Here is a 14061-nt window from a genome sequence, read left to right as displayed (position 1 = left end):
GATGCCGGCGACTTGCCCCGCTCGCACGATACGGCGAGTGGGGCAGGTTACTTTCGTTTGCCAGGCGACTTGCTAGCGGCACCGCGGCGAATATTGTCCTGCGAATCACTGACCAACTTCATCATCGCTTGCCGGGCCGCTTCCGGCTGCTTGCCCCGTACCGCTTCGTAGACTTTCAGGTGTTGTGGCAGGGCGACATTGAAGTTGGAAGCGTTGCGTGCAGACATACGGAAGTAGGTGTCCAGGGCGGTTTCGATCACCGAGAATAGCGACGAGATCAGCTCGTTGTTTGCGGCTTGCAGCAAGCACTCGTGAAATGCCAGATCGGCCTTGGCCCATGCATCGAGATCGGCCGCGGCCGCCATGGCCGCATACGCATCCTTCAATGCAGCCAACTGTTGCGGCGTGCGGCGACGTGCGGCCGCCGCGGCTGCTGCCGGCTCGATGATCTCGCGCATCTCTACCAGCTTTTCGACGAAGCTATCTGTTGGCATCGACGCGCAGCGCCAACCCAACACCTCGGCGTCGAGTTGGTTCCAGTGCATGGGATCGCGTACGCGAGTACCTGTCTTCTGCCGCGATTCAATCAGGCCCTTGGCGGAAAGTACCTTCATCGCCTCGCGCAATGCAGTGCGACTTACGTTCATCTGCTCGGCCAGCAGCTCTTCCCGCGGAAAGCTTTCGCCGGCCTTCAGCTCGCCACTGACGATAAGCCGTCCCAACTCATGCACCACCTGGTTGTGCAGGTTGCGCACGGCGATGGGTTTCATCATGGCATTGAACTCCTAAGACTAGATGCATCTACAACACGATCTGGGGCGAGTCGACTCGCCCGGTGAGATGCATAAATTATAATATAATAAGCTCGATAGAAGATCGCCCAGGCGGCGTCATCGAGTTGCCGTAGCGGCACGCGGACCGTGCTCAATATCGGTCACCTTGGCCCTTTCGTTTCATGCCTATGGGTCGACGCCACGATATTTGCGTGGTGGCCATCGACTACTGACCATCCGGCCGAATGACGAACGCGTTACCTGGGCGGCCATCGGTGGTCGCGACAGCGACGTCACCATGGTCGTGCAAACAACGCCACGCAAAAACCGCGCGTTTCGCCAAGCACATCCCACCGCCGTTTCAGGCTAAATCGACACCTGTCGCCTCTAAACATATTGTATTATTATACTAAAAGGAGGGGGTCGCAGACGTTGCGCGCCGCAACATAGCCATTAAACCTACATTCCCGCTGTATTGAGCGCGTTGGATCATCGATGCCAGCGCGTCGACACCGATGGAAATCGACGCGGCACGCGCGTGGCATCACTGGTAAAGATAAGTTTTTGCAACACGACCTGGTCTTGATCGCACTGGCACCCCCAAAGAGCACCTATGAGAGCCGTGAACATCCGTCGCGTCCGGAAGCTGGTATGAGCGTAGCAGTGCAACTCATCGGCCTTGATTGGGGCACCACCAGCCTGCGTGCTTATCTATACGGTGTAGATGGCAAGGTCGTGGCGACGCGCCAGCACGCATGGGGCATACGTCATTTACCGGAGGGCGGGTTTCCCGCGGCGTTGCGTGCCATCACAGCCGGATGGCCGCTTTGCACCATCGTGGCTGCCGGCATGGTGGGCAGCCGACAAGGCTGGCATGAGGTGCCTTACATCAACGTGCCCGCGGATGTCGCCGCCATCGCTAAAGGCATGTTCCACATCGACGCGTGCACCGACCGCAACATGTGGATCGCACCTGGATTGCGTCAAGACCCGCCTGCAAATGTCATGCGCGGTGAGGAAACCCAAATTATTGGCGCGCTGGCGCAGCAGTCGGAACATCGGGCGAATGCCCGTTTCGTACTCCCGGGCACTCATAGTAAATGGGCGACCGTCAGCGACGGTCGCATTACTGCGTTCGATACGATCATGACCGGCGAGATTTACGCGCTGCTCATGAAGCACTCCATACTCGGCGCAGGTGTATCGGTCGAAAAGGAACAACCCGTCCCGAACGACGCATTCCTGTGCGGACTACGTAGCGCCAAAGAAAGTGCAGCGGCCGGCGCATTCAGCCGTTTGTTCTCCTCGCGAGCCCTGCTATTGGCGAATCAGCTTCATCAGGACGACGTGCCGGAATTTCTCTCCGGACTCTTGATCGGTGAAGAGTTTCGCATTGCATTGGTACGCGACGGCGGCGACAACCGCGTGCCGCTGTGCCTGATCGGCGAGGCTTCGCTTTGCGATCGCTATGCCGTAGCTGCCACATATTTCGGTTATGCGCCACCGATAGTCGTAGGCGATGCGGCGGCGCAAGGACTGTGGCAACTAGCATCGGTGAGCGGTTTGCTGACCCAGTCAGCCTCGTACGCATTTTCTGGAGTAGACGCATGATTCGCGTTTGGCTGGATGACCTCCCCTTGGTGGCGATTCTTCGTGGCATACGCCCCGAGGAGGTGCTCGATGTGGGCCATACGCTTTACGACGCTGGATTTCGCGTCATCGAAGTACCGATGAATTCGCCGGAACCGCTCGATAGCATCCGACAACTGTCGTCGTCCTTAGGCGAGCGCTGTCTTATCGGCGCCGGCACCGTGCTGCGTAGCGAACATGTGGCGCAGATCGCTGCCGCGGGCGGTCGTCTGATCGTCATGCCGCATGCGGACGTCGCCATCATCACCGCCGCCAAGCGCGCGGGGATGTATTGCGTCCCCGGCGTTGCGACACCTACGGAGGCGTTTGCGGCAATCCACGCTGGCGCCGATGCGATCAAGTTATTTCCCGCCGAGCAGATTACGCCCGTCGTGCTCAAGGCATGGCGCGCAGTGATACCGCGCGATCTCGCCATATTGCCGGTGGGCGGCATTACACCCGAAACCATGGCGCCCTACATCGCAGCAGGCGCCAGCGGTTTCGGTCTCGGCTCGGCGCTTTACGTCCCAGGTCGCGATACGGACGACATACGCCGCCGCGCCCACGCTTTTGCCCAGGCCTGGAAGGCAGGCATCGCATCTCAAGGAACCCATGCATGAAGATCACTCGTCTCACGACCTTTCTCGTTCCGCCGCGCTGGTTGTTCGTACGCATCGATACCGATGAGGGAATCAGCGGCTGGGGCGAACCGGTCGTGGAGGGCCGCGCGCATACGGTCGCTGCCGCCGTCGAAGAACTGGCCGATTACCTGGTCGGCAAGGACCCGCGCCATATCGAAGATCACTGGAGTGTTTTATACCGCGGTGGTTTCTATCGTGGCGGCCCGGTGCTGATGAGCGCCATTGCAGGCATCGATCAGGCGTTGTGGGATATCAAAGGCAAGCATCTCGGCGTGCCCGTGCATACGTTACTGGGTGGTCCAGTGCGCGAGCGCATCCGCGTGTATTCGTGGATTGGCGGTGATCGCCCAGCCGATACGGCCAAGGCGGCGAAGGATGCCGTCGCGCGTGGCTTCACCGCCGTCAAGATGAATGCCACGGAAGAAATGCACTTCGTCGACACCCATGCCAAGGTGCAACGCGTCCTCGAAAACGTGCAGGCCGTGCGCGATGCCGTCGGTCCGGATATCGGGCTTGGATTGGATTTCCACGGACGTGTGCACAAGCCCATGGCCAAGGTGCTGATGCGCGAACTCGCGCCGTTCAAGCTGATGTTTATCGAAGAGCCGGTGCTTTCCGATCATCTTGAAGCCATTCCGGAGCTCGCGGCCATTTCTCCCGCGCCGATCGCATTGGGCGAGCGGTTGTATTCGCGCTACGACTTCAAGCGGGTATTCACCACCGGTGGCGTGGACATCATTCAGCCCGACCCGTCGCATGCAGGCGGCATCACTGAGACGCACAAGATCGCCGCAATGGCGGAAGCCTACGATGTGGCGTTGGCCTTGCATTGCCCACTCGGCCCCATTGCGCTGGCCGCGAACCTGCAACTCGATGCGATCTGCCACAACGCATTCATCCAGGAGCAGAGTCTCGGCATCCACTACAACGCCGCCAACGACTTGCTCGACTACGTCACCGATCGCAGCGTCTTCGCCTACGAAGATGGCTTTGTATCGATCCCCGGCGGACCGGGCTTGGGTATCGAGGTTAATGAGGCGTATGTCGCGGAACGCGCCGCGATCGGCCATCGTTGGCGCAATCCAATCTGGCGTCATACCGACGGCAGCGTGGCCGAGTGGTAAGCACTTCTTTTCCTGCGAGATTCGACATGTCTTCGTTTGCCACTTATCCAAGTCTCGTCGATCGCGCCGTCTTGGTTACCGGCGGCGCCACGGGTATAGGCGCGGCGTTCGTTACCCACTTCGCGCAACAGGGCGCACGCGTCGCATTCCTCGATATCGACGAGAAGGGCGCGGTGGCCTTGCGCGCTGCGCTGCCCGACGTGCGTCATTCGCCGGTATTCCTGCCATGCGATGTGACGGATATAGAGGCATTGCGCACGTCGATCGCAACGGCGAGTTCGCACATCGGCACGATCGGCGTGCTCATCAACAATGCTGCGAACGATCGGCGCCATCGCCTGGAAGACACCACGCCCGGGGAATTCGAACAAAGCATCGCCGTCAATCTGCGCCATCAATACTTTGCGACGCAAGCCGTGGTGCCTGGCATGCGCGAACTCGGCGGCGGCTCGGTGATCTGCCTGGGGTCCACCGGGTGGATGATCAAGAACGCCGGCTATCCGATGTATGCGATGGCCAAATCGGCGGTGCATGGTCTGGTCAACGGCCTCGCGCGTGAGTTGGGCAAGGATCGCATTCGCATCAATGCGCTCGTGCCTGGCTGGGTTATCACCGACAAGCAACGCGAGCTGTGGCTGGATGAAGCCGGCGAACGCGAAATACAGCAAAAACAGTGCATGCCCGGCTACCTCGCCGCGGACGATCTCGCGCGTGCAGCACTGTTCCTCGGTGCAGACGACAGCCGTATGTGCACCGGTCACGACTTCATCGTCGACGGCGGATGGGCATGACGCCAAGCGCCACGCTGGTGCTGGACGCACGCAATACGCTGGGTGAAGGCGTGACGTGGTGCGCGCGCCAACAAGCGCTGTATTGGACCGACATCCACCAATCCTCGCTTTGGCGGTTTCGGCCCGCAGACAACAGTACGCGCCAATGGCCTATGCCCGAACGACTGGCATCGTTCGCGTTATGCGAAGAGGACGGTTGGTTCTTGCTAGGCCTGGCCAGCGGTCTCGCCTTCTTTCACCAGGAAACCGGCGAACTGATCAGGATCGCCGACGTGGAGCCGGGGTTACCGACGCGCATCAACGACGGCGCATGCGATCGTCAGGGTCGATTCGTATTCGGAACGCTGCACGAGCCGGCTGCCGGTGAAATACGTCGCGCAGCGGGTAGCTTTTACCGGTTGCATATCAACCTCGACCTCGAACAACTGGCACTTGGGCCAGTGGCCATCAGCAACAGCATCGCCTTCAGTCCCGATGGCGCGACGATGTATTACTGCGATTCGATGACCGGCTTGGTGCGTCGCTGTGCCTATGGCGACCACGTTGCCGATATACGCGTCCATGTCGATGTGTCGCATCTCGACGGCGACCCCGACGGCTCCGCCATCGACACCGAAGGCGGCCTGTGGAACGCACAGTGGGGATTGGGGCGCGTGGTGCGCTACGACCGCGACGGAAAGGAAGATCTCGTCATCGCCGTGCCGACCCGGCAACCGACCCGCGTCGCCTTTGGCGGCGAGCATCTGAATACGCTTTACATCACCAGCGCGCGCGACGGCCTTGGCGCCGAAGCGCTGGCCAACGATCCGCATGCCGGAGGCCTGTTTGCCGTCGATGTGCCGTTCACCGGCCTACCCGAACCGCGTTTTTCCGGCCGCCCCGTGCGAACCGGTCACGCCATGTATTCCACGACACCGACATGAAGATGCCAGTCCAGGCGTCCATACCGTTTATCCGACCGGGGAGTCATCCATGAATGCCATTGCCACACCCGTTGCGACGCACGCGAAAACCACCGCGGTATTTACCTGCGTGCTCGCTGCGCTCGCCGGGCTTATGTTCGGTCTCGATATCGGCGTGATATCGGGTGCGACGCAGTTCATCCAACGCGACTTCGCAATCTCCGACCACATGGTGGAATGGATCGTCAGCGGCATGATGTTCGGCGCCGCGATCGGTGCATTGTTGGCCGGCTGGATGTCGGCCGCGCTAGGCAGAAAGCGCTCACTGATTCTCGGCGCGATACTCTTCGTCGTGGGCTCACTACTCTGCGGATTCGCCTGGTCGCCTTACACGCTGATCGCCGCACGCGTGGTGCTGGGTCTGGCGATCGGCATATCGACGTTTACCGCACCGCTTTATTTGGCGGAAGTCGCACCGGAATTCATCCGTGGCGCGATGGTTTCCCTGTATCAGCTGATGATTACCATCGGCATCCTGGTTGCATTTCTCTCGGATACCGCCTTCAGCTACAGCGGAAACTGGCGCCTGATGCTTGGCGTGATCGCCATCCCCGGGGCGCTGTTCTTGTTTGGCGTTTTCTTCCTTCCCGACAGTCCCCGTTGGTTGATGATGCGCAACCGTGATGCCGAAGCACTCGACGTGCTGCAGCAACTACGCGGTGATCCGGATGTCGTGACGCGCGAGGCCGATGAGATCAAAGAACAGCTGCGCACACCGCAACGCGGCTGGCACCTGTTTCTGGAGAACAGCAATTTCCGCCGTTCGGTGGGGTTAGGCGTGTTGTTGCAGCTGATGCAGCAATTCACCGGCATGAACGTGGTGATGTACTACGCGCCGCGGATCTTCAAGGACATGGGCTACGACACCACGTCGCAGATGTGGTTTACGGCCATCGTCGGTCTGACCAATGTGCTGGCAACCTTTATCGCCATCGGCTTGATCGACAAGTGGGGTCGCAAGCCGATCCTGTACACCGGCTTCGCCGTGATGGCGATCGGGCTCGGCGTGGTCGGCGCAATGATGGGTGTGGGCGCAGTTTCGCATGCGATGCAGCTGTTCACCGTTGGCATGCTGCTGGTCTTTATCGTCGGTTTTGCGATGTCCGCCGGCCCGCTGATCTGGACGCTATGTTCGGAAGTGCAGCCGCTCAAGGGTCGCGATTTCGGTATCGGTTGCTCCACATTTACGAATTGGGTCGCTAACATGATCGTGGGCGCTACATTCCTCACCTTGCTCAACAGCGTCGGTCATACCGAGACATTCTGGCTGTATGCAGCACTCAACCTGGTCTTCATCGGGTTGACCTTCTGGTTAGTGCCGGAGACGAAGGGTGTGACGCTCGAGCACATCGAACGCAACCTGATGAGCGGCCATCGGCTACGCGACATCGGGCAATAAATTTCGGCGATGTTTCTTCGGCGACCGGCCGGTAACGTCCGGCCGGTCGCTACACTCATTCACGTGTCACGCTGACCCGATTCAAGCGCCGATGGCCTGCAGCAACTGTTGACGCCCGTCCTCCAGTATTTCCTTGGCGAGGGCAGGATCCGCCTCCACGACAGCGCGCGAAAGTAGCAGCGATCCGACCATCTGACTGAAAAGTGCGATCGCCTTCTTTTTCTTCTCTTGCGGATTTTCGCCGTCGATCACACTCGCCAGCTGATCGAAATTCCAAGCCAGTCCGTGCGCATAGGATTGCCGCGCTTCCTTGCCGAGTCGCCGCACATCGCCGGCGAATCCGGTCAACGGACAACCCGTCTCGATATCGGTTAGGTGGTCCGGCGACAGGTACCCATTGATGTGCTGCTTCATGGGGTCGATCGACTTCGCCTTCGACGCTTGGATGCTGGCAACGAGCTGGGCTGCGCCATCCTCCATCGCCTTGACCATCACGGCGGCGACCAAGGCGTCTTTCGATGTGAAGTGGTTGTAGAAGCCGCCCTGGGTGAAACCCGCGGCCTTGGTCAGCTCTGCCAACCCCACCGCGGCCACCCCGCGCTCGCGGAAAAGCTTTTCCGCAGCGGCGACGATAGCGCGTTTATTTTCAATAGCTTGCTGCTTCGAAACACCCATATTCCTACTCCTCTCCGACGCCCCGTTCGTGGTCCGCCCAAAACACAATGGCGATCACCATTGACAATCGCCCAAGACGGTGCCATTCTATCTCATGTCGATGGTGATCACCATCGTGATTTCATTCTAGCGCAAGGCGGGCAAACGTCCAGTGCTGAGAGCGCACCGACCAACCACCGCTGGAACGCATCGTCACTTGAGCTCAGCCATCGCAGAGGAAACGACCATGTCAAAGACGTCGCCCGAACAGAACAAGGCCCTTGTCATCAAGGCATTCGACACGCTGTTCAACAAGCGCGACTACGAAGCCGCTGCGCGCTTTTGGTCAGACAACTACATCCAGCACAGCGCGCATATCGAACCGGGCCGCGACGGCCTGTTCAACCTGATCCGCCATATTCCCGACACCTTGCGTTACGAGCGCGGCTTGATTCTCGCCGAGGGCGATTACGTCATCGTGCACGGACGTTTCTCCGGTATGGGCCGTCCAGCGGCATGGATCGCTGCGGATGTCGTCCGGATCGAAGACGGCAAGCTCGCCGAACACTGGGACGTCTTGCAAGACGAAGCAACGCAAACCGAATCCAAGAGCGGATTGCCCATGTTCGGCAATCGCTTTCCCGCTTGAACCCTTCCAAGGAGAACTCCCATGAAACTCACTGGCAACACGATCTTTATCACCGGCGGTGGCTCAGGCATCGGCCGCGGGCTCGCCGAAGCGCTGCACAAGCTGGGTAACAAGGTCATCATCGCCGGTCGGCGGCGTAGTCATCTCAATGCAGTGATTGCAGCCAATCCTGGCATGGAAGCGATCGAGCTCGATATCAACGATCCGGCTAGCATCGATCGCGTGGCAGCAAAGTTGATCGTCGATCATCCCGAACTAAACGTGCTCATCAACAATGCCGGCATCATGCAACCCGATACCGCTGCCGGAAAGATCGACGACGCGTTGTTGACCTCGACCATCACGACGAACCTTATCGGGCCGATCCGCATGACGTCGGCGCTGATCGAGCATCTAAAAAGCAAGAACAACGCTGTCGTGGCCTACACGAGTTCCGTTCTTGCCTTCGTACCGTTGGCCGTTACCGCCATCTATTCGTCGACCAAGGCGGCGCTTCATTCGTACATCCTGTCGCAACGTTTCATGCTGCGGAATACCGGAGTTCGCGTACTTGAGATCGCGCCACCGTGGGTGCGCACCGAACTCATGAACAGCCAAGAGGCCGAACAAGCCATGCCGCTAGATCAGTTCATCGAGCAAACGATGGCGATCCTGGGCACGGATGCGGACGAGATCGTGGTCGATGCCGCCAAGCAGTTCCGCTCCAATGTCGGTCCGGACGAGCATGGCTTCGTCAATGGTTTTAACGACGAGGCGCTTGCGATCTTCGGCGGTGGCTAAGCCTGCGAAATAACGGAGGCGCCCCGGCGCCATCGTTATTCCATGCTTGAAAGGTATGCCCCCAGCCTACAAAGTCTTTTTTAAGACGCGCTGCAGAGGTATACATTTCTCACGGTAACGGCAGGAACCCGGATCGAAGACGATGCTCAAAAGGTTTCTCGCTTGATCATCGTCTTCTACAACGCGAAACGACTCTCCCACCATCATCCTTTGAGGGGATACGACTATGACGCAGTCCACATCGTCCACCGCCAGAACGATCAAAGTCCCTGGACCGGATCATCCCATTACGGTCGAACGCAATGCTCGGCGCGTCGTCGTGAAAGTCGCGGGCCGCGTTATCGCCGACACACGCCATGCGCTCACGCTGAAAGAAGCGAGTTACCCGCCGGTCCAATACATCCCTCGCCAAAACGTGGACATGACATTGCTGGAGCGTACAGACCACGCCACCTACTGCCCCTACAAAGGCGAGTGCGCTTACTACAGCGTGCCGGTCGGTGGCGAGCGCACTGTGAATGCGGTGTGGACGTATGAGCAACCCTACGACGCCGTCGCGCTGATCAAGGACCACGTTGCGTTCTATCCGGATCGCGTCGAGGCGATGGAAGAGCTCGATCACTGATGTCCCTCCGACAGTGAGGGAAAGTTACAACGGTTGACCGAGCCGGGCTTCGAGCAACGGTCGAAACGTGCGGCTGACATGGACACGATGACCGCCGCGCAAGACGAGATCGAATTCCCCGTGCGTGGCTGGCTCCAAATGCAGAATGCTGTCGATGTTGACGACGGTCGAGCGATGCACGCGAACGAAGCGGCGCGGATCGAGCTGTCCGACGAGTTCGCCCAGGGCGGCGCGATGGATGATGCGTTCGCGCCCCACATGCAATGCTACGTAGATGCCCGCGCTTTCGATGCAGTCGATCGATTCGACGCGGATCAGATCGGTCTTGTCGCGTTCCCGGATGACGACGCGATCGAGAAACGGCTTGTCCAGCCGACGGTCATCGAGCAGTTTGAGCACACTCTGGCCGAATTCGCGCACATACTTATCGTCCAGGCGCGCTTTTGCGCGTGAGAAGGCGGCCTCCATGCGCTCATCGCCGTATGGCTTGAGCACATAGTCGATGGCGGCCGATTCGAAGGCGCGCACGGCATGCTGATCGAAGGCCGTCACAAAGACCGTCACGGGCATGCGCTCGATGCCGATCGCATCGATCACACCAAGGCCATCGAGGCCCGGCATTTGAACGTCCAGAAAAACAACGTCGGGCTGCTTGTGCAGGATCGCTTCGACGGCGTCGAGCCCATTCTCGGACTCCATCGTTTCGCCGACGTCGGGGTCGTTGTCCATCAATTCGCGCAGACGCTGGCGCGCCGGCTGCTCGTCGTCGACGATAAGAATCCGATAAGTACGTTTCTCACTCATTGCCATGCGCCTCCACCACGCGCGTGGGTATCGAGACACGGACACGCGTGCCGCCACCTTCGCGTGGACCAATCTGGAGACCTGCATCCTGCGCAGGATGGAGTGTGACGATACGCTCGCGGGTGACGCCTAGCCCCAAGCCAACGCGATCGTCCATCCAGTCAGCGCCGAGGCCGACGCCATCGTCTTCGACGAGGATGCATAACATGGCGTCGTCGATCGTCGCCCGTACCCAAACGGTACCGCCGCCCGGTCGCGGCGACAATCCGTGGCGAACTGCGTTCTCGACCAGCGGTTGCAGGATCAGGCTTGGCACCATGATGTCGCGAGCGGCATCGGGAACCTCGACGACGACATGCAACGCATCGCCAAAGCGGGTCTTCTGGATGGCGAGGTAATGGCCGAGGAATTCCAGCTCTTCGCTGAGGCGTACTTGCTGACGACGTCCGGACTCCAGCGAAAGACGCAGCAGATCGCCCAGTTGCTCGATCATTCCACGCGCAAGCTTGGGCTGATTGACGACGAGGGAGGAGATGGTATTGAGCGCGTTGAAAAGAAAGTGCGGATCGAGCTGCATGCGCAGGACATTCAAGCGCGCCTCGGAAAAATTGCGCTCCAGCCGTTCGAGCCTTAGCTGCGCAGCAAGATAGTGCTGGCTGTATTGCACCGCTTGCCAACTGCCGACCACGAGCAGGTAGACAAGGAGGCTCCACAGGAATCCACCCTTCAGGGTCTCATGTAAAGGACCGAGGCTCATCGCGTCTGTCCATGCCATCGCACCCAGGATCACCTGAAGCAGCGCACTGACGTAGCTGTAAACCAAGGTGATCGGAACGCCGATGACAATGTGCGCGGCAAGCCGCGTTCCGAGGCTGTTCACGGCGATGGGCAAGCGTCGATCCACCGCAATGATCGCCGGGACCAGCAATCCCCATGCCCACCAATCCGCCAGCGAGGCGCGCAACAGGTGCCACCACGCTGCGCTCGACGCAAAACGCGGCATCGCGAAAACGACACCGACGGCCGTCCAGGCTAACAGTGAGACAAACGCCAGACGTAACCTGGAATAGGAGCCGTTTTCCATACGACGAGCATAGTTCCAAATCGGGCGCGCCATCGTCCTCGCAAATCTCGCCGAACGCTCATGTCATCCTACATGGGTGCGTCAATCGAGCCCACTCCACCTGGTTCGGCGAACGCTTGATCGATCACGCCGTGGCGGGATTCGACGAATAAGTGATGGCAACGATGCGCCAGCCATCCCCCGTCTTGACCAGTTGCCACGTTTCGTCGCCGCGGTTCTCGACTTTGCCATTGATCATAAAGTCGAAGTGAAAATAGACCGAGGCCACTGCACCGTCGCTCGAAATACGAATGTCGGTATGACGAGGATCGAGATCCGATGTTGTGCTCGATACGAAGGTGGCGAAATCCTGATAGCTGCTGACGCGAACTTTCTGCGTCGAGGCCTTCTTCGCCCGCATGGTGGCGAACGCTTTGTCAGACAGTACGGTCACCCACGTACTGCCGTGGTCGAGAAAGAGTTCGGAAACACCTTTTCCGTCATGCGTGACTACGGCATGGTGAAACGTTTCCATAACGTGCTGGATATCTGCCACATCTTGCGATGCCGTAGTGGCGGTACCTTCGGGTTGATCCATGGCAGTGACGTTGGTGCCGAGTAGCAGAAGGATGCTCCCGATGAAAACAATCTTTTTCATAAATGCCTCGTTGGATAGATGCGCATGGCAACGAGGCAAAAATAGGTTTTCCCAAGGGTTACGTGGGCGTATATGTTACGAATTGGCCTAAGCCGGTCCTCAAACGGTCAAGCGTCGGCACCAAGCGGACGATGAATGGCACCCTTCATTTTGATGAGTGCCGATCATTACGGCGGCTGAAAAATCCAATAGGTACATAGATTTGCCGTATGGATGCGCTGTCGATCCACTTCGTATCATCCGGCGAGACGCCAGCGGAACACGCCGCTAGGGTGCACGCACTCAAGCTGCGGTAGATACCCATGCAAAAGCGATTTATTCGTGCGGTCTGTGCGCTCGGTGTTTTGGGCGCCGCGTCGGCCTTCGCCTCGACGGTCACTCCCTTGCCGATTCCATTGGTCGCCGACAACTGGCAGGTGAGCGGCCAAGCGACGTTCATTGCCAGGGAAGCCTTCCCGCACGGCATTCTTCAGGTGACGTCCGAGAGTGAGCAAGGCTTTGTTGCACTGAAAGACAAGCACTTCGACAGCGGCACCATCGAGTTCGACATCAAGCCCGTTGGCGAGGAAATGCCAGGCATTCGTTTTCACCAAAAAGACGGCGACACCGCCGACATGCTTTACATCCGGGTCAGTCCCGACTGCCCGGCATCTCAGGACTGTCTGCAGTACGTCCCCATCATCAAAGGCCGCGTACTGTGGGATGTCTATCCGCAGTATCAAGCGTCGGCGCCCTTTCGCGAAAACGAATGGAATCACCTTCGGCTCGTCATGTCAGGCAAGCGTATGAACGTATACGTGAATGGACGAGCGGAACCATCGCTACGCGTCGCGCATCTGGAAGGCGAGGCGAGCACCGGAACCATCGCGTTCGAGGGCACTGCTTACTACGCCAACCTTACGCTTGCGCCCGGTGTGACCGATGGCCTCGAGCCCAACGCTTCCGCGGACCCTGCCGCGGGTGATCACCGCTATCTCGTTCGATGGAAAGGCACCGATCCCGTATCGATGGACACCACGGACCGCCTCAGTCTGTCGAACATGCCTTCATCGGGCTCGCGTTGGTCGCCGGTCACGGCCGACTACGGCGGCCTTATCAACTTGAGCCGATTTCACGCCCCGACACCCAAACCGTCGCCTCCGCAAGTGATCTGGCTTCGCACCACCGTGCAGTCCGATCGCGAACAGGTTCGGCACGTGGCCGTCGGCTGGCTGCGCGAGATTTGGGTATACGCAGATGGCAAACCCGTATTTTCCGGTAAGAATCTCTACAACGTAAAAGGGGGCCGCAAAGCCCCCGATGGCCGCCTATCACTGGAGAACGACCGCTTCGATCTCCCTCTGCACGAAGGCGCGAACGACATTGTCGTCGCCATCGATGGCAATACGCCCGACATGAGAGGACGTTACGGCTGGGGTTTCATCATGCGGATGGATCAGGCTGAAGGGATGGCAGAGAAATAGCACCAAGGCTCTGCTATATACCGGGCGCATGAGCCGCGCCCGGGGA

General features: G+C 59.3%; 15 protein-coding genes. 10 read left to right on the top strand and 5 right to left on the bottom strand.

Annotated elements, in window-relative coordinates; translation table 11 throughout:
* Positions 1-47: 47 nt before the first annotated feature.
* Positions 48-773 carry a FadR/GntR family transcriptional regulator gene (locus tag QQL64_RS17655; protein ID WP_284401993.1) on the bottom strand — a complete coding sequence of 242 codons (726 nt, stop codon included), beginning with the start codon at positions 771-773 and terminating at the stop codon, positions 48-50.
* A gap of 651 nt (positions 774-1424) precedes the next feature.
* Here QQL64_RS17655 and QQL64_RS17650 point away from each other — a divergent pair.
* Genes QQL64_RS17650 through QQL64_RS17625 form a run of 6 tightly spaced genes read left to right on the top strand, consistent with a single transcriptional unit; the run spans position 1425 to position 7319 of the window.
* Positions 1425-2384 (top strand): 2-dehydro-3-deoxygalactonokinase, encoded by a 960-nt coding sequence (locus QQL64_RS17650; protein ID WP_284401991.1) that lies wholly within the window; start codon positions 1425-1427, stop codon positions 2382-2384.
* Positions 2381-3022 (top strand): 2-dehydro-3-deoxy-6-phosphogalactonate aldolase, encoded by a 642-nt coding sequence (locus QQL64_RS17645; RefSeq protein WP_284401989.1) that lies wholly within the window; start codon positions 2381-2383, stop codon positions 3020-3022. The genes QQL64_RS17650 and QQL64_RS17645 overlap by 4 nt, the downstream gene beginning before the upstream one ends.
* Positions 3019-4167, top strand: a complete 1149-nt coding sequence (gene dgoD / locus QQL64_RS17640; RefSeq protein ID WP_284401986.1) for a galactonate dehydratase — start codon at positions 3019-3021, stop codon at positions 4165-4167. Before QQL64_RS17645 ends, dgoD begins: the two co-directional genes overlap by 4 nt.
* A gap of 26 nt (positions 4168-4193) precedes the next feature.
* Positions 4194-4958, top strand: a complete 765-nt coding sequence (locus tag QQL64_RS17635; protein ID WP_284401983.1) for an SDR family NAD(P)-dependent oxidoreductase — start codon at positions 4194-4196, stop codon at positions 4956-4958.
* Positions 4955-5881, top strand: a complete 927-nt coding sequence (locus QQL64_RS17630) for an SMP-30/gluconolactonase/LRE family protein (RefSeq protein ID WP_284401980.1) — start codon at positions 4955-4957, stop codon at positions 5879-5881. Before QQL64_RS17635 ends, QQL64_RS17630 begins: the two co-directional genes overlap by 4 nt.
* Before the next feature lie 49 nt (positions 5882-5930).
* Positions 5931-7319 carry a sugar porter family MFS transporter gene (locus tag QQL64_RS17625; RefSeq protein ID WP_284401978.1) on the top strand — a complete coding sequence of 463 codons (1389 nt, stop codon included), beginning with the start codon at positions 5931-5933 and terminating at the stop codon, positions 7317-7319.
* 81 nt (positions 7320-7400) lie between these two features.
* Here the strand turns inward: QQL64_RS17625 and QQL64_RS17620 are convergent, their stop codons facing one another.
* Entirely contained in the window at positions 7401-7994 is a 594-nt protein-coding gene (locus QQL64_RS17620; protein ID WP_284401976.1) for a TetR/AcrR family transcriptional regulator, read from the bottom strand.
* 226 nt (positions 7995-8220) lie between these two features.
* Here QQL64_RS17620 and QQL64_RS17615 point away from each other — a divergent pair, with 226 nt between their 5' ends.
* The 3 genes from QQL64_RS17615 (at position 8221) to QQL64_RS17605 (ending at position 10027) form a co-directional block, all read left to right on the top strand.
* Positions 8221-8622 carry a nuclear transport factor 2 family protein gene (locus QQL64_RS17615; protein WP_284401975.1) on the top strand — a complete coding sequence of 134 codons (402 nt, stop codon included), beginning with the start codon at positions 8221-8223 and terminating at the stop codon, positions 8620-8622.
* Positions 8623-8643: 21 nt separating this feature from the next.
* Positions 8644-9402: an SDR family oxidoreductase gene (locus tag QQL64_RS17610; RefSeq protein WP_284401973.1), complete on the top strand. Its 759-nt coding sequence runs from the start codon at positions 8644-8646 to the stop codon at positions 9400-9402.
* A gap of 226 nt (positions 9403-9628) precedes the next feature.
* Positions 9629-10027: a DUF427 domain-containing protein gene (locus QQL64_RS17605; protein WP_284401972.1), complete on the top strand. Its 399-nt coding sequence runs from the start codon at positions 9629-9631 to the stop codon at positions 10025-10027.
* Positions 10028-10051: 24 nt separating this feature from the next.
* Here QQL64_RS17605 and QQL64_RS17600 read toward each other — a convergent pair whose 3' ends face one another.
* From QQL64_RS17600 to QQL64_RS17590, 3 genes are all read right to left on the bottom strand, one after another.
* Positions 10052-10831: a LytR/AlgR family response regulator transcription factor gene (locus tag QQL64_RS17600; protein ID WP_284401969.1), complete on the bottom strand. Its 780-nt coding sequence runs from the start codon at positions 10829-10831 to the stop codon at positions 10052-10054.
* Positions 10824-11915: a sensor histidine kinase gene (locus tag QQL64_RS17595; protein WP_284401967.1), complete on the bottom strand. Its 1092-nt coding sequence runs from the start codon at positions 11913-11915 to the stop codon at positions 10824-10826. Before QQL64_RS17595 ends, QQL64_RS17600 begins: the two co-directional genes overlap by 8 nt.
* Positions 11916-12039: 124 nt before the next feature.
* Positions 12040-12552 (bottom strand): DUF4440 domain-containing protein, encoded by a 513-nt coding sequence (locus QQL64_RS17590; RefSeq protein WP_284401965.1) that lies wholly within the window; start codon positions 12550-12552, stop codon positions 12040-12042.
* Positions 12553-12854: 302 nt separating this feature from the next.
* Here QQL64_RS17590 and QQL64_RS17585 point away from each other — a divergent pair, with 302 nt between their 5' ends.
* The gene (locus tag QQL64_RS17585; protein ID WP_284401963.1) at positions 12855-14015 is read left to right on the top strand and encodes a 3-keto-alpha-glucoside-1,2-lyase-like domain-containing protein; all 1161 of its coding nucleotides are present in this window, start codon (positions 12855-12857) and stop codon (positions 14013-14015) included.
* Positions 14016-14061: the final 46 nt, after the last annotated feature.

It is taken from the genome of Dyella lipolytica (genome assembly GCF_030160075.1).
Taxonomy (GTDB): Bacteria; Pseudomonadota; Gammaproteobacteria; order Xanthomonadales; family Rhodanobacteraceae; genus Dyella_B; species Dyella_B lipolytica.
Note: the sequence above shows the minus strand (reverse complement) of the source record. Positions and strands in the feature narration are given on the sequence as shown.